Below are 25,559 nucleotides of genomic sequence, written 5' to 3'. Positions count from 1 at the left end.
CAGGTCTAGCCCGTATCCGCGTGCGCCGACTCGTTTCATAGCCTTATTATGACAAATGCTCTAGGCGGGATTCCCGGCGTCATACGGGTTCCGTTTGTTTCGCTGACCATCCGGAACCCGCTTTGCTCCCACTCGCATCCGCTCGGACCCAATGGTCTTTGCAGCCTATTCAATCGGAGTCCGTATCAGGCGCGGCGGGCGGGGCGGTTTCTGGCGCGTTTGATGGTCGCCACGCCCGCGCCGTCGCGCAGGACGGTCACGTACAGATCCCACCACGCGCGGGCCTGCGCGGGGTCGCGGGTCAGGTTCTCGAAGCGGTAGTACGCGGCCTCGCCGGTCGGGAGGACGAAGGTGGGCGTGCCGAACACGCCGATCTCGGCGGCGTCCTGCAGGTCGCTGCGCAGCGCGGCGCGCAGGCCCGCGTCGTCGCTCAGGTCGGCGGCGAAGCGTTCCGGGTCCAGCGCGGCCTGCACGGCGGCCGCCTGAATGGTATCGGCGGTCAGGGGCTGGCCGTGTTCGTGGCGGGCGCGGAACAGCGCCAGCGCGAACGCCCAGGCGGCGTCCTCACCCTGGCGGGCGGCAGCCTGCGCGGCCAGGAACGCGGCGAGGCTGCCCTGCTGGTACTCGCTGCCCTCGTGGGCGGGCTGGTCGGTCAGCCACCACACGGGGGTCGCCTGCCCGGCGTTGTCAGCGTGGTTGCCCTGCACCAGCGAGAAGTGCCGCAGCGTGAACGCCTCGCCCTCTGCGCGCAGTGCGGCGGCCAGTTCCACGCCCCGCCACGCGTAGGGGCACAGGAAATCGATGAACACGTCGGTTGTCTGTGAGCCAGCGGTCTGGGTGTCGGTTGTCTGTGAGCCGGTTGTCTGGGTGTCGGTCATGCCGGGCACGCTAGCACCCCCCGCCCGGGCGGGAAGGTCAGGTGGGCTGCACTCCCGTCCCACTTCCCCCAGCGGCACTTCCCCCGACGGCGCGGTGTCCCTCGACGGCGTCCACCTCGGCGGCCGCGCCGGCCACCAGCACGGTATCCCCGGCCTGCAACTCGTCCCCGGCGCGGCAGCGGAGGGGTTGCCCGCCCCGCCAGATCGCCACGATCAGCGCGCCCGTCTCGCGGCCCAGCGTTTCGACCGTCTGGCCCACCAGCGCGTCGGGCACGCCGATCTCGCGGATGATGAAGTGGTCGCTGGTCACGTCGCCGCTCAGCAGGCGGCTCAGGCGCGGGGCGAGCATCATGGCGGCGATGCGGTTCCCGCTGAGCTGGTAGGGGTTCACGACCTCGTCCGCTCCGGCGCGGCGCATCTTCTGCGCGGCACTCTCGTCACTGGCGCGCGCGATCACCCGCAGCGCCGGGTTCAGGCCCCTGGCGGACAGGACCACGTACAGGTTGCTGGGATCACTGTTGATGACCGTGACCAGCGACTCGGCCCGTTCGGCCCCGGCGCGGCGCAGCACGTCCTCGTCGGTGGCGTCCCCGACGAGCGTGTGAATACCCTGGCCCTGCGCCCACTCCAGATGCTCGGGCCGGTGATCGATCACGACCACGTCGCGCCGCGCGGCCCGCAGGGCGACGCACACGGCCTCGCCCACCTGCCCGTACCCGCACACCACCGTATGTCCCCGCAGGTGAATCAATTTCCGCTCCTTTCGCCGCCGCACCGCCAGCGGGTCGGTCAGGCCGCGCACGACCGTCTCGGCCAGCAGGGTCAGCAGGTACAGCATCAGGCCGATCCCGAAGGTCATCAGGACGATGCTGAACAGCTTCCCGGCCGCGCTGGGCGGCGCGACCTCCCCGAACCCCACGGTGGTCAGGACCATCACGCTCATGTACAGGCAGTCCAGCCACGTCCAGCCTTCCAGCACCCGGTACCCGAGCGTGCCGAACAGCACCAGCCCCGCGACCAGGGCCAGCAGCAGCGACAGGCGGCGGCGGTCCACGGACACCAGTGTAGGCCGGGGCGGGTCCGGTCAGCCGAAGACGGCCGTCCACGCCCCCCGCGCGGCGCTGATCAGCAGCCCGGCACCGACCACCGTGAGGACCAGTCCGACCAAGGTGAACACGAGCATGGCCGGCACCAGCAACCACTTGATCCGGGCAGAACCGGGAAGCTGCGCCTGCGTCAGGAGGAGGCCTCCGAGACGGCGACCGTTCGTGCGGCGGAGCGGGTCGGCCCGCACCGTCAGGACGCGGCCGACAGGCCAGCGCAGGGCCGCCTCCTGTTCGGCAAGGCCATCCAGGGCGTCCGAGAGGGCGTAAAAGCCCGGTGCGTCCGGCCGCCGGACGCGCACGGCGCGCAGATCACCGGGTTGGACGAGCGCTCCGTGGGGTTCGCCAGGGCCGGGCAGGCGCACGAGCACCCGCACATTCACCTGTCCCACGTACGTCCCGTGGTCGGGCCACACACGACGCGTGTCCTGATCCGGGTCGGCCGCGTGGCCGATTACCTCGGCGTCCACGAGCGGCCAGCGGAAGGGATCGTCCCGTTCCCCGCCCCACAGATAGCCGAACACGCCATTCACCCCGACGACCAGCAGCAGGACACCGACCGGCAGGGTGAACGCGGCAAAGATCAGGGAACCGAGGATCTCGGGCATCGCTCCGCAGCATAGGACAGTGAACGGCGTGACCTCGCCGCAGGTGCGAGGTTCAGCCCCGCGCCCGGCCCTCCAACCTCTCCGTAATGAAGTCCTTGAGGGTCTGCACGTCGTTCGGCAGGACCTCGAAGCGCTTGGGGGCGCCCTCGATGCCCTCGAAGCGCGCGGGGCGCTCGGGCAGGCGGCCCACCGCCTCCTGCACGGTTTCCTCGAACTTGGCGGGCAGCGCGGTTTCCAGGCAGATCATGGGCACGCCGGGCCGCTGGTAGCGCTCGCCGACGAGGACGCCGTCGGCGGTGTGCGGGTCGATCAGGCGGCCGTGCTCGCGGTCCACGCGGCGGATGGTGTTCAGGCGGTCCGTGTGGGTGCTGCGCCCGGACTTCAGGCCGCTGGCCTGCACGGCGTCCCAGTGGGGCGTGCCGCGCAGGTCGACCGGGCGGCCCGCGCCGACGTCCTGCCACCAGCCGTGCGTCTGCGGGGCGTCGCTGCCGGTGATCAGGTACAGGTAGCGTTCGAAGTTGCTGGCCTTGCCGATGTCCATGCTGGGGCTGCTGGTGACCGCGACCCGCTCGGCGGGCCGGACGTGGTACACGCCCCCGGTGAAGAAGTCGTTCAGGACGTCGTTCTCGTTGGTGGCGACGATCAGTTGCCCGACGGGCAGGCCCATGCTGCGGGCGAGGTACCCGGCGAACACGTTCCCGAAGTTCCCGGACGGCACGCTGAAGTCCGCCGCTGCGCCTTCGGGCAGGTTCAGGGTCAGGTACGCGCGGAAGTAGTACACGGCCTGCGCCAGCACCCGCGCCCAGTTGATGGAGTTCACGGCCCCGATGTCATAGCGGGCCTTGAAGTCGGCGTCGGCGTTCACGGCCTTCACGAGGTCCTGGCAGTCGTCGAACACGCCCTGAAGGGCCACGTTGAAGATGTTGGCGTCGTGCAGGCTGAACATCTGCGCCTGCTGGAAGGCACTCATGCGGCCGTGCGGGGAGAGCATGAACACGTTCACGCGGGCCTTGCCGAGCATGGCGTACTCGGCGGCCGACCCGGTGTCGCCGCTGGTGGCGCCCAGGATGTTCAGACGCTCGTCGCGCGCCTCCAGCACGTACTCGAACACCTGGCCCAGGAACTGCATGGCCATGTCCTTGAACGCCAGCGAGGGTCCGTTCGACAGTTCCAGCAGGAACAGGCCGCCCCCGTCCGGTCCCGCGTCACCCAGCGGGGTCAGGGGCGTGATCGCCTCGCTGTGGAACGCCTCTGCGGTGTACGTGGCGCGCAGCAGGCGGCGCAGGTCATCCTCGGGAATGTCGCTGATGAAGGGCCGCATGACCTCGAACGCCAGATCGGCGTAACTCAGGCCGCGCCACGCTCCGATCTGCGCGGGCGTGAAGGTCGGAATGCGCTGGGGCATGGCCAGCCCGCCGTCCGGGGCGAGCCCCGAGAGCAGCACGTCCGAGAAGCTCCCCAGGTCCTGCATGCCGCGCGTGGAAACGTACTTCATACGGTCACTCTAAAGGCCGCCCGCGCCCCGCACGGCGCCGGGGGCTAGCCAGACCGGGGCGCGGTGGTCATGGCCGCCTGAAGGCGGGGCGCACCATCCTCACCGGCCGCATCCGGTAGCGTGGGGGGCATGAGAGCCCCCGACACCGTGAAGCTGGCCGTCGTGCAGATGCACGTCACGGATCAACTCGAAGACAACGTCACGCGCGCCGTCCAGCATGTGCGCGACGCGGCCGCGCAGGGCGCGCAGGTGATCCTGCTGCCGGAACTGTTCGAGAACCTGTACTTCTGTCAGGTGGAACGCGAGGAGTACTTCGCGCTGGCGCACCCGCTGGAGGGCCACCCGTTCATCGGCCGTTTCCAGGAACTGGCGCGCGAACTGGGCGTCGTGCTGCCCGTCTCGTACTTCGAGGCGGCCGGGCAGGCGCACTACAACAGCCTCGTGTGCATCGACGCGGACGGCACCCTGCTGGGCAACTACCGCAAGACACACATCCCCGACGGCCCCGGCTACGAGGAGAAGTACTACTTCAACCCCGGCGACACCGGCTTTAAAGTCTGGGACACCCGCTATGGGCGCGTGGGCGTGGGCATCTGCTGGGATCAGTGGTACCCGGAAACGGCCCGCGTGATGATGTTGCAGGGCGCGGACTTCCTGCTGTACCCCACCGCCATCGGCAGTGAACCGGCCGAGGTGGAAACCCCGAACAGCCACCACATGTGGCAGCGCGCCATGATCGGCCACGCGGTCAGCAACAGCACGTACGTGGCCGCCGCGAACCGCATCGGGACCGAGGTCGTGGGTGACCTGACCCAGACGTACTACGGGCACACCTTCGTCAGCGACTACACCGGCGAGATCGTCGCCGAGTTCGGCGAGACCGAGGAAGGCGCCCTGATCCACACCCTGAACATCGCCGAGGCCCGCAAATTCCGCGCCGGGATGGGCTTCTTCCGCGACCGCCGCCCGGAACTGTACGGCCCGCTGCTGACCCTGGACGGCGTGACCCGCAGAGGCTGAACCGGGAGTGGGAAGTGGATCGGCGTCTCTGCCGCCACTTCCCGCTCCCTATTCTCTACTCGCCGGTATCGGGTGCGAGGTTCACGCGGTACAGGTACGGGTGCGGGCCGTCCCGTCCGGCGTACCGGGCAATCAGGTCGTGCAGGTCGCGTTGCAGCGCCTTGGCGTCGTCGCGGGTCAGGTTCAGCACGCCCCAGTCGACGGTCAGGGCAGGTGCTTCCGGGCGCAGCAGGTCGCGCAGGTCGAAATGCTCGGCGGTGGGCGTGACGTCCATGACCACGCCGCCCGCGTGGCGGTACAGGCGCACGGCGATGTCCTCGTCGCGCCGGACAAGCGGCACCCCGGCGTGCACGACCGCGTGCCGGAACCGGCCACTGAAGGTGTCCTCGTGCAGCGAGATCAGGTCCTCCAGGCTGCCCAGTCGCGTCAGGTGGTACGGGATCAGCAGGGCGTCGCTGACGGCCCGGTAGTGCCGCAGCGGGCGGCCCCGGCGGGGTTCGAGGCGCGTCACGCACACCAGCCCGGCGGCCAGCAGGCGGCCCAGGCGGTGATGCGCGGCGTTCAGGGGTTGCCCGGCGGCGGCGGCCAGGGTGGTGGCGGTCCACTCGCGGGTCATCAGGAGGCGCAGCAGGTCGGTGTACGCGGGGTTCAGGGCCAGCCGGGCGGCGTGCGGGTCTTCCAGGCGCGTCCAGGCTCGCGGCATGCCCGCAGCGTACCGCAGCGGCCGTCACCTCTACTCGACGCGGGTGCTTGAGGGTCGAGTAGACCGGGGCGCACGCTGAGGCATGACCAATCCGGCAGCCCAGGTGGAGTTCACGCCCGAACAGCAGCGCGTGCAGGCGTCCGTGCAGGCCCTGTGGCACCCGCAGACCATCCCGGACCCGTACCCGGCGTACGCGGCGCTGCGCGACCTGAACCCGCCCGGCGTGCTGCCCGTGCCTGAGTGGGGCATGACCTTCGTCACGTCGCACGCCGTGAACAGCGCCGTGCTGCGCTCCCCGCTGGCGCGCTCGGGGGCCATCATCTCGCAGATGCCGGGCGACACGCAGGCCACGCGACTCCTGCAACCCATGATGCTGTTCCACAACGGCCCCTCGCACGCCCGCCTGCGAGGGCTGGTGCAGGCGGCCTTCACGCCGCGCGTGGTCGAGGCGCAGCGCGAACTGGTGCAGGCGGTCCTGAACGACCTGCTGGACGCCCTGCCCACCGACCGGGACGTGGACCTCGTCGCCGGACTGGCCGCGCCGCTCCCGGCCCGCGTGATCATGCGGATGCTGGGCCTGCGCGGCGACGACGAGGCGAAATTCATGCGCTGGACGCAGAGTGTCGCGGACCTGCTGGGCGGCGCGGAAGGCAACCCGGACCTCCTGGCCCGCATCGAGGCGGACGCGAGCGAGATGCGCGCGTACTTCCGCGACCTGGCCGACGAACTGCGCGCCCACCCGCAACCCGGCCTGCTGAGCGCCATGGCCGCCGCCCAGGACGGAGGCGAACGCCTGAGCAGCGACGAGCTGCTCTCGAACGCCGTCCTACTGCTGGCCGCCGGGCACGAAACGACCAGCAACCTGATTCCCGGCGGCCTCCTCGAACTCGCCCGGCAACCCCAGGCCTGGGCCGCCCTGGTCGCCCGCCCCGACCACCCGAACGTCGCGGACGAACTGCTGCGCGTCGTCTCGCCCGTGCAACTCGACGGGCGCACCCTGACCGGCGACCTGACCACGACCGGCGCGGACGGCCAGCCCATCACCCTCCCGACCGGCGCGCACGTGCAGACCCTGCTGGCCGCCGCGAACCGCGACCCCGGCGTGTTCCCCGACCCCGACCGCATCGACTGGGACCGCCCGAACAGCGCCCGGCACCTCGCGTTCGCCGCCGGCGCGCACTACTGCCTGGGCGCGTCCCTGGCCCGCCTGGAAATCGCGGAAGTGTACGCCGCGCTCGCCCGCCGCTCCCCTGGCCTGACCGTCACCGACCCCACCCCCCCGTTCAAGGCGAACCTCGTCCTGCGCGGCCCGCAGGAACTGAAAGTTCGGCTGAACGGCTGAGGGACACCGGCAGGATCACAGGGTTTCAAGAAACGCCCGCACTTCTCTCAGCACCAGCCGGGGCTCGTCGAAGTGCGGGTAGTGGCCGCTGCCCGTAGCCACCACACGGCGGCCCTGTGAGGAGGCGAGGGCCAGTTCTGATTGCAGGGCGTTCCACTCCCGTGTGAAGCCACCCGCCTGTGCGGGCGTGAACGGCGCCTGCTCGTCGGTGGTCAGGTGCTCTGGCAGGAAGGGCTGGCCCCGCGAGATCACCAGCAGGGGGAGGTCCGGCAGAGTTCCCTGCAGGTCGCCTCCGCGCCGGAACACCTTCTCGAAATCCCAGCGTTCCGGGTGCCCGGCCTTTATCTCCTGTTCCATGTCCTGCTGCGCCCGCTGCTGCTGCGGCGTCCGCACTGCGTTCAACCGCTCTGCCTGACAGGGGTGTGAGCTGTCCAGCAGCGTCAGGCCCGATACCCGCCCCGGAAACCGGCGGGTGAATTCAAAGGCGATCAGGCCGCCTATCGAGTGTCCCAGCAACACCACCGGACCGGGCGCGCAGGCCTTCAGGACTGCCTCCAGTTCCGCCACGGCTTCATTCAGACCTCTGGGCGCCGTGGGGGGCGCGCTGCCTCCTATGCCCGCGCGGTCATAGGCAAGCACAGGCGTCAGGTCAGCCACGCCAGGAGCCAGGAACACGGGTTCACGCATCATCTGCGCGACTATTGGTTCCTCTTCTGCCGTGAACCACGAGGACGCTGGCACACCCATGCCGCTCAGCAGCACCAGCGTGGGCGGGTCAGGGCCGTCGGTGCGGGTGGCCGGGATCGACCGTGTCTGTACGTGGCCTGTGGCCGTCGCAATCATTCCACCGGGCTGAATCATTTCCGCAGCGTACCGGCGCCAGAGGGACAGGCGGATGCGCCATTCAGCGCATTTCACGCGCCTACCCGCCTCGCCTACCCTGGCGCATGCCAGACGCCACCCCGGACGCCCTGACACAGATCGCCGCGTATTACGCCCAGGACCGCGAGCATGACCGCCTGACGCGCGGCCTGGGATTGATCGAGTTCATCCGCACGCTGGAACTGCTGTCGCGCCTGCTGCCCCCCGCGCCCGCGACGGTGCTGGACGTGGGGGCGGGCGCGGGCGTGTACGCGCGGGAACTGCTGCGCGCCGGGTACGCCGTGCACGCGCTGGACGCCATGCCCGGTCACGTGAAACGCCTGCGGGCCGATCCGGCGCTGGCGGGCCTGTCGTCCGTGACGCTGGGGGACGCCCGCGCCCTGCCCTACCCGGATGCCGGGGCAGACGCGGCGCTGCTGCTGGGCCCGCTGTACCACCTGCCCGACCCGCGGGACCGCGCCCGCGCACTGGCCGAAGCGGCGCGCGCCGTCCAGCCCGGCGGGGTGGTGCTGGCGGCGGGCATCTCGCGGGCGTCAGCCATCACGCGCGACCTGACGCGTGACGAGCTGGATGAGGCGTACACCCGGCCCATCCGCGAGGACACGTACCGCACGGGCCAGTACCGCAACCCGGAAAGCCGGGGCAACTTCTTCACGACCGCGTACTTTCATCATCCGCACGAACTGCACGCGGAACTGCACGCGGCGGGCCTGACAGACGTGACCGTGTACGCCGTCGAGGGGCCCACCAACCTGCTGCGCGACCCCGAGGCGGCCCTGAACGACCCGGCGCGGCGCGAGGGCATCCTGCGCGCCGTGCGCCTGCTGGAACGCGACCCGGCGCTGCTGGGGGCCAGCCCGCACCTGCTGGCCGTGGGTACAGTGGGCGGCACAGGAGTCTGAAGTTCATCTCAAGGCCCGGCCGGTCATGCTGGGCAGCCCGGAGAACGGGAAGCTGTCAGGGTAAGGGCAGTTCACGTTCTGCGAGGTACTCCCCCATGAACCGAGTCACGGCCACCCTTCTGTTCCTGCTGTCCAGCGCGGCGCACGCGGCCGACCTGCGCGTGTATCCCACCTTCGCGGAGGTGCGTCAGCCCCTGACGGCCGCGCCCCTCTCATTCCCGCCCGCGCAGTGGCGCTGGATTCAGCCGGGCAGCGTGACCGTGCTGGGCGCGGCTGCCACGCCGTTCTCGCTGCGTCCGCTCGAACTGGACTGGCTGCGCGCGCAGGAAGGCCAACCCGTGACGTGGCGGCGGGCCGGTCAGCCCGCACTGGCGGCCACGCTGGAACGCGCCGACGACCTGCTACTGCGCCTGGAATCGGGCGGGTTCGTGCGCGCGGCCCTGGAGGACCTGACCTTCTCCTCGCTGCCGCCGGTGCAGGGGGGCGTGACGTTCCGCCTGAACGGGCCGCTCCCGGCGGGCGGCACGCTGAGTTACCGCACGGCGGCGCTGTCCTGGACGCCCCGCTACGAGTTGCGGGTGGGCACGCCCACCACGCTGTCGGCGCTGGCGCAGATCACGAACCGCAGCGATCAGGTGTTCACGGCGGAACACGCCGACCTGTTCGGCGGCACGGTACGGCAGGTATCTGCGGCCGTCACCGGTACGCTGACCAACGCGGCAGCCGGAGACACGTTGCCAGTCCCAGTTATGCCGGCCAGCGCGGGACGCGCCGAGCCGATCAACGTGGGCGAGGTGCGCGGCCTGCAACGCTACGCCCTGCCGGGCGGCCTGACGGTGGGGAGGGGCGAGCAGCTGACCCTACCGTTCCTGAAACCCCAGGTGGGCGCGTTCACACGCTACGGCAGCGTGCAGTCGTACCTGAACGGGACTGGATCGTCGGGGCAGGTGAACCGGCAGTACAAGTTCACGCCGTCCGTGTCGCTGCCTGCCGGGACGGTGGACGTGCGCGAGGGTGACCTGCTGGTGGGCAGCGTGACCCTGCCCGCCGCGCAGGCGGGCGCGCCCATCGACCTGAACCTGGGGGCCGATCCGGACCTGCGGTACGTGAAGCGCGTTCAGCAGCTCTCTCAGGAGAAGAGCGCGGCCGGGCAGGTCGTGAGCACGACGTGGCAGGTAACGTACTCGTTCACCAGCCGGAAGAGTGCGGGCCTGCGCGTGAACGTGCGCGAACAGGTGTACGGACGGAGTGTGAGCGTGGACGGCGGCGCGCCGCAACCGGGGCAGGTGACCGTGACCCGGCAGGTGCAGGTGCCCGCGCAGGGTCAGGCCAGTCTGACGGTCAGGATCAAGGTCATGAACTGACGCCCCTGTTATCCCTCAGCAAGTTCTCCCTGGGCCCACCCTCCTCGATCCAGAACACGCCGCCCACGCCGACGCGGGGGGCGAGGTGCAGGTCGCTGCCGTCCACGAGCAGCGTGGCGCGCAGGGTGGGGCCGGGCTGGTAGGCGCTCAGCAGGCCGTAGTGCTGGAGGCGCGGGCTGAATTCCAGGCCCACAGCGGGCGTTCCGGCGGTGAACAGGCGGTGCAGGTGGCGTTCCAGCGCGTCGGCCCGGCGCACGCCCCACAGGCCTCGTGCGCGTAGTGGGAGGCCTTGTGCGCGCAGCCAGTCGTTCGTGCCGGTCAGCCAGTCCCAGGGCAGCACGGCGCGTTGCCCGCCGGTCGCGGGGACGATGAAGGCCCGCTGGGCGGTCAGCAGTTCGGCGGCCAGCGCGTCACGCGGCGGCAGGGGCCGGTCCAGCCGGGCAGCGTGCCACCGCAGCAGGCACGCGGCGCTCAGGGGACCGCAGCCGACCAGCGCGCCGCGCACGGTGCCCTGGCCGCCGTCGTGCGGGGGGCGCGGGCCGGTGAAGGCGTGCAGGTCGTGGATCATGCGGACCCGATCTCCGGGAAGCCCTCGTAGCGGGCGCCGGTGAAGGACAGGCCGTGCGCGGGGACATTCGCGCCGGCCTGTGACCGCTGCCGCGAGTGCAGGATTCCGGCGGCCTGTTCGGGGCTCAGGCGGCCCTGCCCGGCCAGCAGGAGCGTGCCGACGAGGCCGCGCACCATGTGCCGCAGGAAGCTCTCGCCGTGCACGTGGATCTCCCAGATCAGGGGGCCGGGCTGCACGCGCAGCAGCCTCAGTTCGCGCACCGTCTGGCGATCTTCCTGGGTGGCGAACGCGGCGAAGTCGTGCGTGCCGGTCAGGGCGGCGGCGGCGGCGTTCATGGCGCCCGGGTTCAGGAGTTGCGGGACGTGCAGGGCGCGGCCGTGCCACAGCGGGTGCCGTTGCGGGTGCACCAGCAGCCGGTACACGTACTGCCGCTCGGTGCACGAGAACCGCGCGTGGAACCCGGCGGGTGCGTCGGCGGCGTGCAGGACGGCCACGGTGGGCGGCAGGTGGGCGTTCAGGGCGCGGGCCAGTTTCGCGGCGGGCACCCGGAAGGTGTCGGGTACGTCCACGTGCACGGGCATGGCCTCGGCGTGCACGCCGGCGTCGGTGCGTCCGGCGGCGACCGGGCGGAACTCTCCGCCGCCCAGCCGCGACAGTGCGCCGTGCAGGGTGTCCTGCACGCTGGGCAGCGCGGGCTGGGACTGCCACCCGGCGTAGGGACCGCCGTCCCAGGCGACGTGCAGGAGCAGGCGGCGGTGCCCTGGGGGGGGGCGGTAGTCCGGGCGGGTCATGCTAGCGGTTCAGGGCGCGGCCGAAACTCTGCGTGGCCCTGAGTTTCATGTCCTCGATGGCGTTCCAGTCGGGCAGGACGCGCCGCAGGGCTTCCTCGGCGACCTGCGCGGCGTTCAGGGTGGTGGGGTGGGCGGGCGCCCCGGCGTCGGCGCAGAAGCCCTGCACCTTGGGGTCGTAGGCAATGCCGGTGAAGGGCGTGCCGGTCGCGGCGGCCAGGATCACGGCGTGCAGGCGCACCCCGATCACGTACCCGCTGGCGGCGATGGCGTCCAGCGCCACCTGCGGGTCGCGGGTGCTGATCACGTCGTTCGCGCCGAGGCTGTGGGCGGCCTCGTCGTCGTGGTCGGGCATGAAGCTCAGGGCGGTCACGTGGCGGCCCTCGGCCTGCAGGCGGCGGATGACGTCCCTGAGTTTCGCGGTGGCGTCGGTCACGTCGCCGCGCGGGGCGACGATCACGCGTTTCAGGTCGCGGGTGGCGGGCGCGGCGCTCAGCAGCAGGGCCGGGTCGCCGCCCAGTTCGGCGCGGACACCCAGGCTGGCCAGGGTGTCCAGGCTGCCCTGGTCGCGCACGATGACGGTCACGCCACGCAGCGCGCGGGCCACGCGGCGGCCGCCCTGCTCGCTCAGGGGACCGACGCTCTGGTTGAACACGACCACGCGGCGGCCCATGAACTTCGCGAGGCGGATGATCGCCAGGTAGTACGTGAGCGTGCGTGCGCTGGTCTTGTCCTGAAGCAGGCCGCCCCCGCCGGACAGCAGCACGCGCGAGCGCATCAGGGCGCCCAGCACGGCGGCGGGTTTCATGCGTTCGGCGCTCTGGCAGTCGTAGGTGCGGGCGGTCTCGGCGGGGGTGTTGGACAGCAGCAGCGGCTCGGCGCTGTACTTGCGCAGTTCGCGGGTGATGGCCAGGGCGATGGCCTCGTCGCCGGTGTTCCCGAAGCCGTAGTAGCCGCTGACGGTCACGGTCGTCAGGGGTGGGGGCCGGTTCATGCGTTCACCGGGCGCGTGCCGTAGGTGTGCCACAGGCGCAGGGCCGCGCGGATGACCCAGATGCCGATCAGACCGGCGATCAAGCCGATGCCCAGGCCCAGGAAGCAGCGGGTGGCGCTGATCAGCAGCGGCGTGTGGAAGTGCGAGAAGGTGTTCAGGATGCTGGACTGGCCGACCACGCCGCCCAGGATCAGCATCGCGCCGAAGTAACCGGGCAGCGCGCCGCTCAGGCCGATGAGGCCCAGCGGGTGCCCGGCCATCTCCTTGAAGCGCGGGCGCACGAGGCTGTCCTGCAGGTCCTGGCGGATGCGGGCCTCGGTGTCGCTGACGCTGGCGCCGGTGGCATTCCCGCGCCGCAGGAACACGAGTGCGAACACGGCCAGCGCCGCGGCCATCACGACGATGTCACCCAGCTTGATGGGCGCAGCGTAGATGTCCCGCGCGGTCTTGCGCAGGTCCTGGCGGGGCAGGAAGCTCAGGGCGACCAGCAGCAGCGGCAGCGCCAGCGTCAGGCCCACGCCCCGGAACGGTTCGAGGCCCAGCACGCTGTCACGGTTCGCGCCGAGCGCCGAGACGAACAGCACGCCGCACAGGCTCAGGCCGGTCGCGATGAACCAGTCGGTCACGCGGGCGCGGCGCAGCACCATGCCCAGCGCGGGGAAGGTCACGGCGGCGATCAGGGCGCCCCCGGCGTAGGGGTCGAAGCGGTTCAGGCCCAGGGCCAGCGCGCCGCTCGCGGCGGCGACCAGCAGGCCCAGGCGGATCAGCGGGAAGCTCAGGCCCAGCAGCAGCAGCGCCGCGACCGGCCCGATCAGGCTCAGGAGGCGCAGCGTCGTGTTCTCGGTGAAGGGCGTGATGACCGGTTCGGCGATCTTCACGCCGGACTTGCCCAGCAGTTCGGTGGTGCGGGTCAGCAGGTCTTCGGTCTCGTTGATGGTCGGGTAGGGCCGCAGGTACAGCAGGCGCATGGAGCGTTCACGCGCGGCGAGGTTGTACTTGCTGGCCAGCGTGATGGGGTCCAGGCGGTTCTGCCACGCGGGGTTCACGCTGAACGCGCGGGCGGCGCCGTGCGTGGCGATCAGGGTGTCCAGGCCGCGCTGCGGGGTCGCCTCGATCAGCGCGGGAATGCGCTTGCCCATGCGTTCGTTGATCTTCTCCAGCAGTTCCGGCGTGCGCGCCCCGATGACTTCCTCGCCGTTGAAGGCGATGAACGGCACGTCCGGCCAGTCCGCGCCGGGTTCGCGCAGGGCGTCGTCGGCGTAGGGGCGGTACACGATCATGTACCCCTTGGCCTTCAGTTCGCTGATCAGGGCGGTGTTCGGGCCGGTCGGCAGGAAGGTGGGGTCGGTGGGCCACTCGGTCCAGGTGAACCCGCCGACCTGAACCTGCCGGGTCGGAATGGTGAAGCGGGCGGGCAGGCCCTCGGCCACGCCGGGCTTCAGGGACCGCAGGTACACGTTCTGCGGGTTCACGGCCGCGCCGGGAAAGTCGGCTTTCAGGTCCGCGCCGCTGCGCAGGTACACCTCGCCGCGCTGCACGAGGTTCCCGATCACGTCCTCGTAGATGGCGACGCTGTTCACGCCGAGTTTCTGGTAGCGGTCCAGCAGCGCCTGCGGTTCCAGACCGAAGCGCCGCGCCTGCGAGGCCACGGCCGGGTAATCCATGACCAGCGCGGCCGTCTTCTCATTGCGTTCGTAGTTCACGCGGCCCACGGCCAGCAGCAGCGCCGGAATCAGGGACAGCAGGATCAGGCCCAGCAGCGCCGGAGTCCAGGGGTGACGGGACGGCGGCGGAACGGTCATGCCGCCCTGGGCAGGCGCGTCGCGGGTGGGGGGAGCATCGGTCACAGGCACATCCTAAAGGGGAGAAACAGCGGAAACGGGAAGCGGGTCAGATCGGCGGGCGGGGCCGGGCAGCGGTTCATGCTGCGGCGCCCCTGCCCGCCGGGTCATCCATCCAAAGGTGCGCATCCAGAGGCACGTCCGGCGGCAGGAGGCATGCCCGGATGACCGCCCGTCAGATGGTGGTGCGGATGCGGGCGGCCAGCATGTCCAGCGCCGGTTCGTTCATGCCGCCGTGCGGGATGATCACGTCCGCGTAGCGTTTGGTGGGCTCCACGAAACTCAGGTGCATGGGGCGCACGTACTCCAGGTACTGCTCGATCACGCTCTCGGGCGTGCGGCCGCGTTCCTGCGTGTCGCGCAGCAGGCGGCGGATGAAGCGCACGTCGGCGTCGGCGTCCACGAACACCTTCAGGTGCATGCGGGCGCGCAGGGCCTCGTCGTACAGCGCGAAGAATCCCTCCAGGACCACGACCGGGCCGGGCAGGACCTTGGTGGTCTGCGCCGAGCGGGTGTGGTTCGTGAAGTCGTACTCGGGCATGTCGATCGGCACGCCGGACAGCAGGGCGTCCACGTGCTGGCCCAGCAGCGCCCAGTCGAACGCGGCCGGGTGGTCGTAATTGGTTTTCAGGCGCGCCTCGAAGGGAATGTCGTCCTGGTTGCGGTAGTAGTTGTCCTGGTTCAGGACGGCCACGCCCTCACGGCCCACGGTTTCCATGACGCGGCGGGTCACGGTCGTCTTGCCGCTGCCGGACCCGCCGGCCACGCCGATCATGAACGGCACGCTCACGCGCGCCTCCCGCCGCCCAGACTCCCGCCGCCCAGACTCCCGGTCGAGCAGGCGCCCAGGCTGCCGATCAGGTCGATGCGGCGCTCGGCCATGCGGCGCGCCACGACGTGCGGCGCCTTGCCGTACTGCTCGGCGGCGGCCGTGATGCGGTTGACGGTCTGGTAGATGCGCTCGGCGGACTGGTTCATGTCGAGGCCCGTGGCGGCCGAGATCAGGCCCGCTGAGTTGATGGCGAAGTCTGGCATGTACACGATTCCGGCCTCCTTGACGGCCTCCTCACCCCGGCGGGTCAGGGGGTGATGCTCGCCCCCGGCGATCAGGCGGCACTGCAGGCGCGGCACGTCCTGACTGCGGATGGTGTGCCCGTACCCGCAGGGCGCCAGGATGTCGCAGGGCGTGTCCAGCAGTTCGTGGCACCCGACGACCGTCACGCCGCTGAGTTCCTCGGCCAGCGCCTGCGCGCGTTCCGGGCGGTCGTCCGCGACGGTCAGGCGCGCGCCCTCGCGGTGCAGGTGCCCGGCCAGCGCGCGCCCCACGGCGCCCACGCCCATGATCGCCACGCGCACGCCACGCATGCTCTCGGAACCCAGGGCGTGCCGGGCGGCGGCCTTCATGCCGCGGTACACGCCGTACCCGGTCACGGAACTGGTGTCGGTGTGCATGCCGAGCGTGGACCCGGTTTCCTGCGCCACGAAGGCAATGTCGGCCGGACTGACCCCGATGTCCTCGGTCAGGACCACGCGGGACTCCATGGGCCGCACCTGCCGTCCCAGCGCGCGGAACAGCGCCTCCCTGGCGTGCGGGTCTTCCACACCGCTTTCCGGCATCATCAGGACGCACGCGCCGCCGCCGTAGTTCAGTCCGGCCAGCGCGGCCTTCAGGGTCAGGCTCTCCGAGAGCGCCAGCGCGCCCCGCACCGCCAGTTCTTCATCCTGTTCTCGTAATCTCACGCCGGCAATGGCGGGCCCCAGCACCGTCGAGTGAATCGCCAGTGCGGCGCGCAGGCCACTGGGAGCGTGGTGCAATAACGTCAGGGCTTCGTGCCCGCGTGACTGCATCTCCTCAAGTATTAGCATTCGGGACTCCTGTGCCGCCCCCGCCCGCCACTGCTGCGGCGCGCGGTAACGCCCCGTAGCCTACCACCGCGCCCGCCGGGGCAACAGCCGTTCAAGGGGGGTTCGGCGGGGGGCGTCGGCGGGCCGTCCGGAACGGCTGAAAGAACGCTGTCAGACGTCACTCGTCACCCTGCAGCAATGCTCCCGCTGGTCCCTTGCCCGGCTGCCCACGTGGTCCCCCGCGACCGCGTGGAAAAACGTGGCGTTCCGGCGGACGGCAGTCCCTTACAATGGGGCGCACAAAGGGGGAATTGAATGGAACGGATTGCTCCGCTCGCCAAAATTCTGGCAGAAGCGAACGGGATTGACTGGCAGAAACTCAACGGGACCGGGAGCGGCGGGATGATCGTCGAACAGGACATCCTGAATTACCTCTCGCGCGTCATGAGCGGCGAGGAAGATCCGCCCAGCACGCCCGTGGACCCCACCCCCGCCGGCTGGACCGGCGAGGAGATCCCCAGCGCCGACATGCTGAACAAGGCCGGCATGAACGCCGACATGCTCAGCCGCGCGGGCGTGGACACCGACATCACCGCGTTCGTCGAGCAGGCCCGCACCGCCTCACCGCAGGTGCCCGCCACTCCGGCTGCCAGCACCCTCGAAGACGAGGACCTGGAATTCGAACTGGACGACGAGGACACGGCAAGCGGCGACACGGTGAGCGGGAACACCGGCAGCGCGCCCGCCCCGACCTTCGGCGCGCCCAGCTTCACGACCCCCGCCGCGCCCGCCCCGGAAGTGCCGACCCCGGCCATGCCGGAAGTGCCCGTCCCGGCTGCGCCGGAAGTGCCAGCCCCGGCTGCGCCGGAAGTGCCGACCCCGACCTTCGCTGCGCCGACCACCCCGGCCCCCAGCTTCACCGCGCCGAGCTTCAGCGCACCGAGCTTCACTGCGCCGGCACCCGCCGCACCCGAACCGGTCGTCCCGGCACCCGTGATGCCCGAACCGGTCACGCCTGAGCCGGTCATGCCCGCTCCCGTCATGGAGGCGCCCGCACCGATGGTGGAGACGCCGCAGGCACCCGAGGTCGCCGCCCCGGCCGCCGCGACCGGACTGGCCGCCGGGCTGGGCAGCCTGCTGTCCCGCCTGTACCAGAAACCCGCTCCGGAAGCGCCCGCACCCCAGGTCCACACGCCTGAAGTGCCCACTCCCGAGATGCCCGCACCCGAGATGGCTACTCCCGAGATGGCCGCGCCTCAGGTGGCTGCGCCCGCCGTTCACGTTCCGGACGTGCAGGTGCCAGCAGTGCAGATGCCGGACGTGCAGGTGCCGGAGGTGCAGGCGCCCGTCGAGGCCGCTCCCAGCAGCGTGCCTGCCTTCCACTTCGACCCGACGCCCGCCACGACCACGCCGGATATCACCGCCGCGCCCGACATCACCGCCGCGCCGGAAGTCAGCGCCCCCGAAATCAGTGCCCCTGAAGTCAGTGCGCCGGAAGTTCTGGACGCGCCCAGCGAACCCACGCCCGAACCGGCACCTGAACAGCCGGGCGAGCAGGTGGCGGCAGTGCCCGCCATGCCGGGCTGGACGGATGGCCGTCAGGCCGACGATCACGCCTGGACGGAACCGACCCAGGACGACGCGCCCGCCGACGAGACGCCAGCCGAGGCGGCAGCCGCCGCAGAGGAGGCCCCCGCCACCGACAGCACCACCGACAGCACCACCGAAAGCACCGTCGAGGAGATCACGGAAGCTCCCGCCGACGAAGTGGCTGCCGAGGAAGCACCTGCTGACGACGCGCCTGCCGAGGCCGCTCCGGTCGAACCTGAGTCCGCCGCACCTGAGTCCGCCGACGAGCCCGCCGGAGAGGTCGAAGAGGAGGTTGCCGCGCCCGTGGCAGCCGAACTGACGCCCGCCGCGGACGCGCAGGACACGGATGCCGGGGACACGGATGCCGGGACCGTCGAGGCCGCCCCGGAGACCGCTCCGGAGGAAGGCACGCCGGAGGAACCCGAGGTCACGCCAGAGGCGACGGAGGCCGCGCCGGTCGAGGAAGTTCAGCCCGAGCCGGAGGCGGCGGTGCTGGTCGCGCCGGTTGCGGTGGCCGACTCGAACTCCACGCAGGTGCTGCACACGCAGGGCGAGGGCCGCCAGGCGAACGCCGTGTGGTTCGGCGCGTACCTGCGCCGCGACGCGGACGTGGCGGCGCTGCACGACCTGCAGGGACAGGTCAGCGCCGCGCTGGAGCAGGAGCTTCCGCTGGGCCTGCTGGTCGCCCGCGCCGCGCAGCGTCACGCGGACACCCTGGGCCTGGGCAGCGTGGCGGTGCAGGGCGAGAGTCACGCGCACGCGGTCGGGACCGGCAGCCTGCGTGACGCGCTGGCGCAACTGGACGCCGCGCATGACGGCACCCCGGACCTGCTGATCGTGGACGCGGGCGCGCACGGTCTGGATGACCTGCACTACCCGCACACCCTGACCCTCAGCGTGGGCCGCATGCAGAACGGCCGCGCGCCCCTGAGTCTGAACGGTGACGTGGACGCCGCCCGCGCCGCGAAGTTCCTGGCGCAGGTGGCCGGGACGCTGGAACAGCCCATCCTGCTGGTGCTGTAAGCGCCCGCAACGCAAAGAACCGCCCCGTCACCTGGGGCGGTTCTTTTGCGTTGTGCCTCTTTTGCGTTGTGCCGGGGCGGGCAATGGGTCAGGGTCGTGGCTCGCTCACGACCCGCCTGATTACGCCTCGGTGCCCAGGTGTTCTTTGGCCCAGTCGTAAAATTCCGGTTTGTAGAATTCCAGGCGTACTTTCTTGTATTCCTTGGTGGAGTACAGGATGGCGTGGTCGACGCCCTGCGCGACTTCCTGTTCGATGGCGCTGATCTTGCCGAAGGCTTCTTCCTTGCTGCGGCCGTGGACCATGGTGAAGATGGTGTAGGGCCATTCGGGGTAGGTGGGGCGCAGGTAGCAGTGCGAGACGGCCTTGAATTCGGCCATCTGGCGGCCGACCTCGGCCACGCTGTCCTGCGGGACGGCCCAGACGCCCATGGCGTTGAAGGTGAATCCGGCTTTCTGGTGCCGGAACACGGCGGACACGCGGCGCAGCGCTCCGGCGGCTTTCATCTTCTCGGCGTGCGCGGCGACTTCCTCGATGCTCAGGCCCAGCGCGGCGCAGGCGTCGGCGTAGGGTTCCTCGGTGACGGGCAGATCCTTCTGGAATTCCGTGACGAACGCCCGGTCGAGGTCCGTGACCGCGTAGCCAATGTTGCGTTGCTCGCTGGTGTACTGGGGTTTGGCCTTGGCGTTCCAGTCTTCCTTGCCGGTCATGTCGAATTCCACGCCGATCTTGAACAGGTGCAGGGTGGGCATCAGGCGGGTCAGGCGCGCGCCGCTGAGTTCGTGGAGTTTCTGCACGTGCGCCTCAAGGTCACTCTCGGGCGGCACGGCGATGGTGTACCAGAGGTTGAAGTCGTGGTTGCGTTTGTAGTTGTGGCTGACGCCGGGGTGGGCGTTCACGATCTCGGCCCCGGCGTCGAGCTGGTCCTCGTCGTGCACGGCGGCCACGAGGCTGCTCTGGTAGCCCAGGGTGCGGGTGTCGAAGATGGCGCTGACCTGCCGCAGCACGCCCTCGGCCTTCACTTCACGCAGGATGCTCAGGGCTTCGGCTTCGGTCAGGCCGACGTCCTGCGCGATGACGGCGTAGGGGCGCCGGGTGATGGGGATGTCGCGTTGAATGCGGTTCAGGAGCTGCTCGCGTGGCGTGGGGGCAGGCTTGGGCGCGGCGGCGGGTGCGGTCATGTCTGCACAATACGCGCCGGCGGGGCGGCGAAACGTCCCCGAACGAACGGTCAGGCGGGTGCGGCGGGGGCCGGGATGGGCGCACAATGGCGGGCATGGTAACGGCGATCGTGATGGTGCAGGCAGAGCGGCAGCGGGTGCAGGAGACGGCCGAGGCGCTGGCGGGGGTGCCCAGCGTGCGTGAGGTGTACTCCGTGACGGGCGAGTGGGACATCGTGGCGATCCTGAAACTGGCCCGCTACGAGGACCTGGACGACGTGGTGACCGGGCACCTGCGCAAGGTCGAGGGGATTGCGCGTACGCAGACGATGCTGGCGTTCCGCACGTACAACGAGGCGCTGCTGGATCAGGGGTTCGGGGTGGGGCTGGACGAGGGGCAGCAGCGCTGAGCCGGAAGGCTGCCCAGGCAGGTTTAGCCAGGCAGGTTTAGGAAGTCTTTAGAGGACCGTGGGTTTTGTGACCTGCCGTACCTGCGCCCGGTGGGTCGGCGGGTACGTTGAACCGCATGACCCGCACCCTTCTGCTTCCGGCCCTGCTTCTGGGGGCCGCCCTGTCCAGCGCCGCGTCCGCCAAGTCCATCGTGGTGGGCAGCAAACTCGATCCCGAGGCGCAGATCCTGGGGCAGATGATCGTCCTGACCCTCAAGAACGCGGGCCTGGACGTGACCGACCGCACGAACCTGGGGGATACCGGCGTGAACCGCAAGGCGATCCTGGCGGGCGAGATCGACGTGTACCCCGAGTACACCGGGAACGCCGTGTACCTGTTCCCGAAGGCGAAGATCACGGCCAAGCAGGCGGGGAACACCGGCACCATCTACGGGCTGGCGCGTCAGCTGGACAGCAAGAACGGCATCACGTGGCTCAAGCCCGCGCAGCTGAACAACACCTGGGTGATCGCGGTTCCCGAGGCGCTCGCCAGAAGCGCGAAGCTGGGCACGGTCACGGACCTCGCCCGGTACGTGAACGGCGGCGGCAAGCTGAAACTGGCGGGCAGCCCCGAGTTCTTCAATCGTCCCGACACCATGCCCGCCTTTGAAGAGGTGTACGGCTTCAAGCTGAAGGCCGACCAGAAGCTGATCCTGGCGGGCGCCACGCCGCCCCAGACGCAGCAGGCCGCCGCGAACGGCACGAATGGCGTGAACGCCGCGATGGCCTACGGCACGGACGGCACGCTGGCCGCCCTGAAGATGGTCGCCCTGAAGGACCCCAAGGGCGCGCAGGCGGTGTACCAGCCCGCCCCGATCATCCGGACCGAGACGCTCAAGGCGTACCCGCAGATCAGCACGCTGCTGAACAAGACCTTCGCCACGCTGTCGCAGGCGACCATGCAGGGCCTGAACGCCAAGGTGGCGCTGGAGGGCCGCACGGCGCAGGCCGTGGCGCAGGAGTACCTGAAGTCCAAGGGCCTGATCAAGTAAGCGCCGTGACGTACGTCTGCGGCGCAGGGCCGCTCCGTTCATGAGCGGCGGCGGTCGTGGGGGGGTGGGCGCCGCAGGGCGGCCCGCCCCCTCTGCTGCCAGCCGCCCAGGTGGCGCGCGGGGTGACGTGCAGGCGGTGCTGGTGCTGGCGGCCCTGCCGGTCCTGGCGGGCGCGTGGTTGCCGTGGGTGCTGCTGCGCCCCAACCGTCTGGCTCCGGGCGAGTACCTGCGCCTGCCACCAGCCTGGGCGGCGGCGCTGCTGGTGCTGGCATTCCTGCCGCTGCTGGCGGCCCGCTGGCGCCCGGCGCTGACCTGGGTGCCGGCCACGCTGGTGCTGCTGCTGGCCGTGTGGTTGCTGGGCACCCGCACGGGCGCGGCGCTGGTGGGGCAGGCGGAGTTCGCGCGGGCGAGTGCCGCCAGCGGCGCGTGGCTGACCCTGCTGGGTGCGGGCGTGGCCGTGTACGGCGCGCGGCTGTGTACGCGGGCGGCGGGCGGTCCCGCCTGGACCGGGCTGCTGTGGGTGGCAGGGCTGGCGGCGCTGGTCCTGACCGGCACGCTGTCGAGCTGGTCGGTGCTGGTCGAGGGCCGCAGCGAGGGGCCGCGCTGGGTGCAGGAACTCCTGCAACACCTGCGGCTGGTCGGCACGGCGCTGGGGCTGGCGGTGCTGATCGGGGCGCCGCTGGCCGTGTGGGCGTCCGGGCGTGAGCGGGTGGCCGGGGCGGTGCTGGGACTGGCGAACGCCGTGCAGACGGTGCCCAGTCTGGCGCTGCTGGGCCTGCTGATCGCGCCGCTGTCGGCCCTGGCGAATGCCTTCCCGGCGCTGCGTGAGGCGGGGGTCAGTGGGATCGGGGTCGCTCCGGCCCTGAGTGCCATGACGCTGTACGCGCTGCTGCCGGTGCTGCGTAACGGCGTGGTGGCGTTGCGGGGCGTGCCGCCGGGCGCGGTGGACGCGGCGCGCGGCATGGGCATGACCGCCTCGCAGCGCTTCTGGCGGGTGCAGTTGCCGCTGGCGCTGCCGGTGTGGCTCAGCGGGGTGCGGCAGGCGGCGGTGCTGCTGGTGGGCGTGGCGGCCGTGGCGGCGCTGATCGGGGCGGGCGGGCTGGGCACGTACATCTTCAAGGGCCTTCAGAGCGCCGCGACCGACCTGATCCTGCTGGGCGCCGTTCCGGCGGCGCTGCTGGCCGTCGCGGTCGACGCGGCCCTACGCGGCCTGGAAACACTGCTGGGAAGGCGCCTAGGGAGGGCCGCATGATCGAACTGCAACACCTGGAAAAACGGTTCGGTGAGTCGCTCGCCGTGCAGGACCTGAACCTCATCTTCCCGGACGGGGAACTCACGGCGCTGCTGGGCCCGTCCGGCTGCGGCAAGACCACCACGCTGCGCATGATCAACCGCCTGATCGAACCCAGCGGCGGGCAGGTGCTGCTGAACGGGCAGGACACCCGCGCCCTGAAACCCGAGGCGCTGCGCCGTGGCATCGGGTACGTGATCCAGCAGGTGGGGCTGTTCCCGCACCTGAACGTCGCGCAGAACGTGGCGACCGTCCCGGACCTGCTGGGCCGCGACCGGCGGGCCACGGCGGCGCGCGTGGACGAACTGCTCGACCTGGTGGGCCTGGACCCGGATACCTTCCGGCACAAGCGGCCGGGGGAACTGTCGGGCGGGCAGGCGCAGCGGGTGGGTGTGGCGCGCGCCCTGGCGGCCGATCCGCCGGTGCTGCTGATGGACGAACCGTTCGGGGCGCTGGACCCGCTGGCCCGCGACCGCCTGCAGGACGCCTTCCGTGACATTCAGCGGCGGCTGCGAAAGACGGTCGTGATGGTCACGCACGACATCGACGAGGCGCTGCGGCTCGGGGACCGCGTGGCCCTGATGAACGCCGGGCGGCTCGAGCAGTTCGGCACGCCCGACGACCTGATTCACCGGCCCGTCAGTGACTTCGTCCGGCAGTTCCTGGGCGAGGACGCCGCGCTGCGGCAACTGGCCGGGCAGCCGGTGGGGCAGTTCATGGCGCCGCTGCCTTCCGGCCCCTCCCCTGCCCTGCCGGCCGTGGCGGTGGAGGCCACCCTGAATGCCCGCAGCGCCCTGGGTGTGCTGCTGCGTGAGGGCACCGACCGCCTGACCGTGACCCGCGACGGGCAGCCGGTCGGCACGGTCGGCTGGCAGGACCTGCGGTCACCCGGAACGGAGCGTCCTTGAGACCCATTCGGGGACCCACGCGGAGGGCCGCGCGCCCCGGTGGGCTGTGGGCGGCGCTGCTGTGGCCCGCGCTGCTGCTGATCTGCCTGATTCCCGGCGTGCTGCCCCGCCTGATCAACCCGCTGGGGCTGGGCGAGGTGGGGTCTTTCGAGCCGCAGTTGTGGCGGCTGACCCTCACGCACCTGGGGCTGGTGCTGCTGTCCAGCGTGGTCGTGCTGGCGCTGGGACTGCCGCTGGCCGTGGCGGTCACCCGTCCTGGCCTGGAGGCCCTGCGGCAACTGTCGGAAACACTGGTGGGGCTGGGGCAGACCGTGCCGACCTTCGCGGTGCTGGCACTGGCGGTGCCGGTCCTGGGGTTCGGGTGGGCACCCACGCTGCTGGGGCTGATCGTGTACGGGCTGGTGCCGGTCCTCAGTAACGCCGTGGTGGGACTGCAATCGGTGTCGCCGGGAGCGCTGGACGCCGCGCGCGGCATGGGCATGAGCGCCAGGCAGCGCCTGTGGCGCGTGGAGTTGCCGCTGGCCCGCCCGGTCATCATGGCGGGCGTCCGGACCAGCACGGTCTATAACGTCGGGACGGCCACGGTCGGCGCGGCACTCGGGGCGGGCGGGCTGGGCGAACCGATCATCAACGGTCTGTCACAGCAGAACACGGCGCTGGTCATGACCGGAGCGGTCCTGGCGGCGTTGCTGGCCCTCAGTCTGGACGCCCTGATGGCCCTGTTCGATCCCGGTCACCACTAGCCCCCCCCAGAGCTTAACAATTGCTCAATGGTGACCCCGTGTGCAGTTCGGGAAGCGCGGGCGTATGATGGAAGGCATGCAGCCCCGGAGGCTTCCCACCCAGCGGCTTCCTGTCGCGTCCGCGACTGCACGTTCGACCGTACGTCTCCTGCGCTCCTACGCGTTCACTCCCTGATCTGATCCGGCCCAGCCACGCGCTGGGCTGTTCTCGTTCAGGGCGGCTGCCGCGTCGGCCCCACGCCGCCCGTGGGTACGTTCCGTTCAGAGCACGGCCAGCACGCCTCAAGAGGTGACACCTTGAAGCAGACCGCCTTTCAACCCGGTGACCGCGTCGTTCTTCCCCCCTACGGCATTGGCGTGGTGCGCGGCACCTGCCTGCGCCCCCTGCTGGGACAGGCGCACGCCTACTACCAGGTCGAGTTCGCCAACACGACCAGCAAGGCCTTCGTGCCGGTCGCCGCGCCCGACATTGCCGGCATGCGCCCGGCCCTGACCGCGCGGGACATGCCGGCGCTGCTGGACTCCCTGAAGACCAGCAGCCTGAACCTGCCCAGGCAGTGGGCAGCCCGCCACCGCCGCGTGACCGAGATTCTGGTCAGCGGCAACCCGTTCGAACTGGCGATCCTGACCTGCGAACTGCGCCGCTGGAACGTGGAACGCGGCCTGCCGGACCTGGACCGTCAGGCATTCCGCCGCGCCATCAAACTGCTCGAACAGGAGGTCAGCGGGTTGCAAGATCAGGGCGCGCAGGACGTGCAGAACCTGCTGGTACACGCCTGGAACGAAACACCGCAGAGCACCTGATACGGACTCCGATGGAATGGCTTTATAAGCCATCCCATTCGAGTCGAGCGGAGCCAGTGGGAGCAAAACGGGTTCCGGACGTGCAGTTAACAAACGGAATCCGTATGAACCAGCTGCAAGAACAGTGCGGGCCACCTGCCATTGTCTGGAGGTGGCCCGCACTCTTTGTATTGCCGGGCAGCGGGCAGAAGCTACCGTGCCGGTAAAAGACGCTGGGCCGGTCTTGGAAGACCGGCCCAGAGGAGAACAGCGTTACACAGTCACGAGT

The 25,559-nt window shown here is 70.7% G+C and carries 24 protein-coding genes; 11 read left to right on the top strand and 13 right to left on the bottom strand.

Annotated elements, in window-relative coordinates:
- Positions 1-185: 185 nt before the first annotated feature.
- The 4 genes from IEY70_RS19380 to thrC are packed head-to-tail and all read right to left on the bottom strand — an operon-like array spanning position 186 to position 4,084.
- A complete protein-coding gene (locus tag IEY70_RS19380; protein WP_189066669.1) occupies positions 186-878 on the bottom strand; it encodes a DsbA family protein in 693 nt (230 codons plus the stop codon).
- A gap of 37 nt (positions 879-915) precedes the next feature.
- Entirely contained in the window at positions 916-1,932 is a 1,017-nt protein-coding gene (locus IEY70_RS19375) for a potassium channel family protein (protein ID WP_189066668.1), read from the bottom strand.
- Positions 1,933-1,962: 30 nt separating this feature from the next.
- Positions 1,963-2,589 (bottom strand): hypothetical protein, encoded by a 627-nt coding sequence (locus tag IEY70_RS19370; protein ID WP_189066667.1) that lies wholly within the window; start codon positions 2,587-2,589, stop codon positions 1,963-1,965.
- Between the two features lie 52 nt (positions 2,590-2,641).
- Positions 2,642-4,084: a threonine synthase gene (gene thrC, locus IEY70_RS19365; protein WP_189066666.1), complete on the bottom strand. Its 1,443-nt coding sequence runs from the start codon at positions 4,082-4,084 to the stop codon at positions 2,642-2,644.
- A 129-nt stretch (positions 4,085-4,213) separates the two neighbouring features.
- Between thrC and aguB the strand changes: the two genes are divergently transcribed.
- Positions 4,214-5,104 carry an N-carbamoylputrescine amidase gene (aguB, locus tag IEY70_RS19360; protein ID WP_189066665.1) on the top strand — a complete coding sequence of 297 codons (891 nt, stop codon included), beginning with the start codon at positions 4,214-4,216 and terminating at the stop codon, positions 5,102-5,104.
- 55 nt (positions 5,105-5,159) lie between these two features.
- Here aguB and IEY70_RS19355 read toward each other — a convergent pair whose 3' ends face one another.
- Complete coding sequence (locus IEY70_RS19355; RefSeq protein WP_189066664.1) at positions 5,160-5,807, bottom strand: hypothetical protein; 648 nt, start codon at positions 5,805-5,807, stop codon at positions 5,160-5,162.
- Positions 5,808-5,889: 82 nt separating this feature from the next.
- Here IEY70_RS19355 and IEY70_RS19350 point away from each other — a divergent pair, with 82 nt between their 5' ends.
- Positions 5,890-7,149 (top strand): cytochrome P450, encoded by a 1,260-nt coding sequence (locus IEY70_RS19350; RefSeq protein ID WP_189066663.1) that lies wholly within the window; start codon positions 5,890-5,892, stop codon positions 7,147-7,149.
- Between the two features lie 15 nt (positions 7,150-7,164).
- On the opposite strand, the gene IEY70_RS19345 is transcribed toward IEY70_RS19350, so the two are convergent.
- Positions 7,165-8,010 (bottom strand): alpha/beta fold hydrolase, encoded by an 846-nt coding sequence (locus tag IEY70_RS19345; protein WP_189066662.1) that lies wholly within the window; start codon positions 8,008-8,010, stop codon positions 7,165-7,167.
- 86 nt (positions 8,011-8,096) lie between these two features.
- On the opposite strand from IEY70_RS19345, the gene IEY70_RS19340 reads away from it, so the two are divergent.
- Together IEY70_RS19340 and IEY70_RS19335 are read left to right on the top strand one after the other, a co-directional pair.
- Positions 8,097-8,933: a class I SAM-dependent methyltransferase gene (locus IEY70_RS19340; protein WP_189066661.1), complete on the top strand. Its 837-nt coding sequence runs from the start codon at positions 8,097-8,099 to the stop codon at positions 8,931-8,933.
- Positions 8,934-9,028: 95 nt separating this feature from the next.
- Positions 9,029-10,297 (top strand): hypothetical protein, encoded by a 1,269-nt coding sequence (locus tag IEY70_RS19335; RefSeq protein WP_189066660.1) that lies wholly within the window; start codon positions 9,029-9,031, stop codon positions 10,295-10,297.
- On the opposite strand, the gene IEY70_RS19330 is transcribed toward IEY70_RS19335, so the two are convergent.
- The 6 genes from IEY70_RS19330 to IEY70_RS19305 form a co-directional block, all read right to left on the bottom strand.
- Complete coding sequence (locus IEY70_RS19330; RefSeq protein ID WP_189066659.1) at positions 10,287-10,865, bottom strand: hypothetical protein; 579 nt, start codon at positions 10,863-10,865, stop codon at positions 10,287-10,289. The genes IEY70_RS19335 and IEY70_RS19330 overlap by 11 nt on opposite strands.
- Positions 10,862-11,656 (bottom strand): tRNA pseudouridine(38-40) synthase TruA, encoded by a 795-nt coding sequence (gene truA / locus IEY70_RS19325; RefSeq protein WP_189066658.1) that lies wholly within the window; start codon positions 11,654-11,656, stop codon positions 10,862-10,864. The genes IEY70_RS19330 and truA overlap by 4 nt, the downstream gene beginning before the upstream one ends.
- A gap of 1 nt (position 11,657) precedes the next feature.
- Positions 11,658-12,647 (bottom strand): polysaccharide pyruvyl transferase CsaB, encoded by a 990-nt coding sequence (gene csaB / locus IEY70_RS19320; protein ID WP_189066657.1) that lies wholly within the window; start codon positions 12,645-12,647, stop codon positions 11,658-11,660.
- Positions 12,644-14,494: a DUF5693 family protein gene (locus IEY70_RS19315; RefSeq protein ID WP_308425558.1), complete on the bottom strand. Its 1,851-nt coding sequence runs from the start codon at positions 14,492-14,494 to the stop codon at positions 12,644-12,646. The genes csaB and IEY70_RS19315 overlap by 4 nt, the downstream gene beginning before the upstream one ends.
- Positions 14,495-14,663: 169 nt before the next feature.
- A complete protein-coding gene (gene udk, locus IEY70_RS19310) occupies positions 14,664-15,263 on the bottom strand; it encodes a uridine kinase (RefSeq protein ID WP_189066671.1) in 600 nt (199 codons plus the stop codon).
- Between the two features lie 11 nt (positions 15,264-15,274).
- Complete coding sequence (locus IEY70_RS19305) at positions 15,275-16,354, bottom strand: Glu/Leu/Phe/Val dehydrogenase family protein (RefSeq protein WP_189066656.1); 1,080 nt, start codon at positions 16,352-16,354, stop codon at positions 15,275-15,277.
- 294 nt (positions 16,355-16,648) lie between these two features.
- On the opposite strand from IEY70_RS19305, the gene IEY70_RS19300 reads away from it, so the two are divergent.
- Positions 16,649-18,946: an E3 binding domain-containing protein gene (locus IEY70_RS19300; protein ID WP_189066655.1), complete on the top strand. Its 2,298-nt coding sequence runs from the start codon at positions 16,649-16,651 to the stop codon at positions 18,944-18,946.
- Positions 18,947-19,066: 120 nt separating this feature from the next.
- On the opposite strand, the gene ahbA is transcribed toward IEY70_RS19300, so the two are convergent.
- Positions 19,067-20,125 (bottom strand): siroheme decarboxylase subunit alpha, encoded by a 1,059-nt coding sequence (ahbA, locus tag IEY70_RS19295; RefSeq protein WP_189066654.1) that lies wholly within the window; start codon positions 20,123-20,125, stop codon positions 19,067-19,069.
- A 95-nt stretch (positions 20,126-20,220) separates the two neighbouring features.
- Here ahbA and IEY70_RS19290 point away from each other — a divergent pair, with 95 nt between their 5' ends.
- From IEY70_RS19290 to IEY70_RS19265, 6 genes are all read left to right on the top strand, one after another.
- Positions 20,221-20,514, top strand: coding sequence for an Lrp/AsnC ligand binding domain-containing protein (locus IEY70_RS19290; RefSeq protein ID WP_189066653.1), 294 nt, complete (start codon positions 20,221-20,223; stop codon positions 20,512-20,514).
- Positions 20,515-20,630: 116 nt separating this feature from the next.
- Positions 20,631-21,545 (top strand): glycine betaine ABC transporter substrate-binding protein, encoded by a 915-nt coding sequence (locus IEY70_RS19285; protein ID WP_189066652.1) that lies wholly within the window; start codon positions 20,631-20,633, stop codon positions 21,543-21,545.
- Between the two features lie 40 nt (positions 21,546-21,585).
- Entirely contained in the window at positions 21,586-22,797 is a 1,212-nt protein-coding gene (locus IEY70_RS19280; RefSeq protein ID WP_189066651.1) for an ABC transporter permease, read from the top strand.
- Positions 22,794-23,744, top strand: coding sequence for an ABC transporter ATP-binding protein (locus IEY70_RS19275; RefSeq protein ID WP_189066650.1), 951 nt, complete (start codon positions 22,794-22,796; stop codon positions 23,742-23,744). The genes IEY70_RS19280 and IEY70_RS19275 overlap by 4 nt, the downstream gene beginning before the upstream one ends.
- 5 nt (positions 23,745-23,749) lie before the next feature.
- Positions 23,750-24,487, top strand: coding sequence for an ABC transporter permease (locus IEY70_RS19270; protein WP_189066670.1), 738 nt, complete (start codon positions 23,750-23,752; stop codon positions 24,485-24,487).
- A 297-nt stretch (positions 24,488-24,784) separates the two neighbouring features.
- The gene (locus IEY70_RS19265) at positions 24,785-25,291 is read left to right on the top strand and encodes a CarD family transcriptional regulator (protein WP_189066649.1); all 507 of its coding nucleotides are present in this window, start codon (positions 24,785-24,787) and stop codon (positions 25,289-25,291) included.
- The last annotated feature ends 268 nt before the right edge of the window (positions 25,292-25,559 follow it).

It is taken from the genome of Deinococcus seoulensis, from assembly GCF_014648115.1.
GTDB classification, from domain to species: Bacteria; Deinococcota; Deinococci; order Deinococcales; family Deinococcaceae; genus Deinococcus; species Deinococcus seoulensis.
The sequence above is the reverse complement of the archived record's forward strand: the minus strand, read 5'-3'. Positions and strand labels throughout refer to the sequence as shown.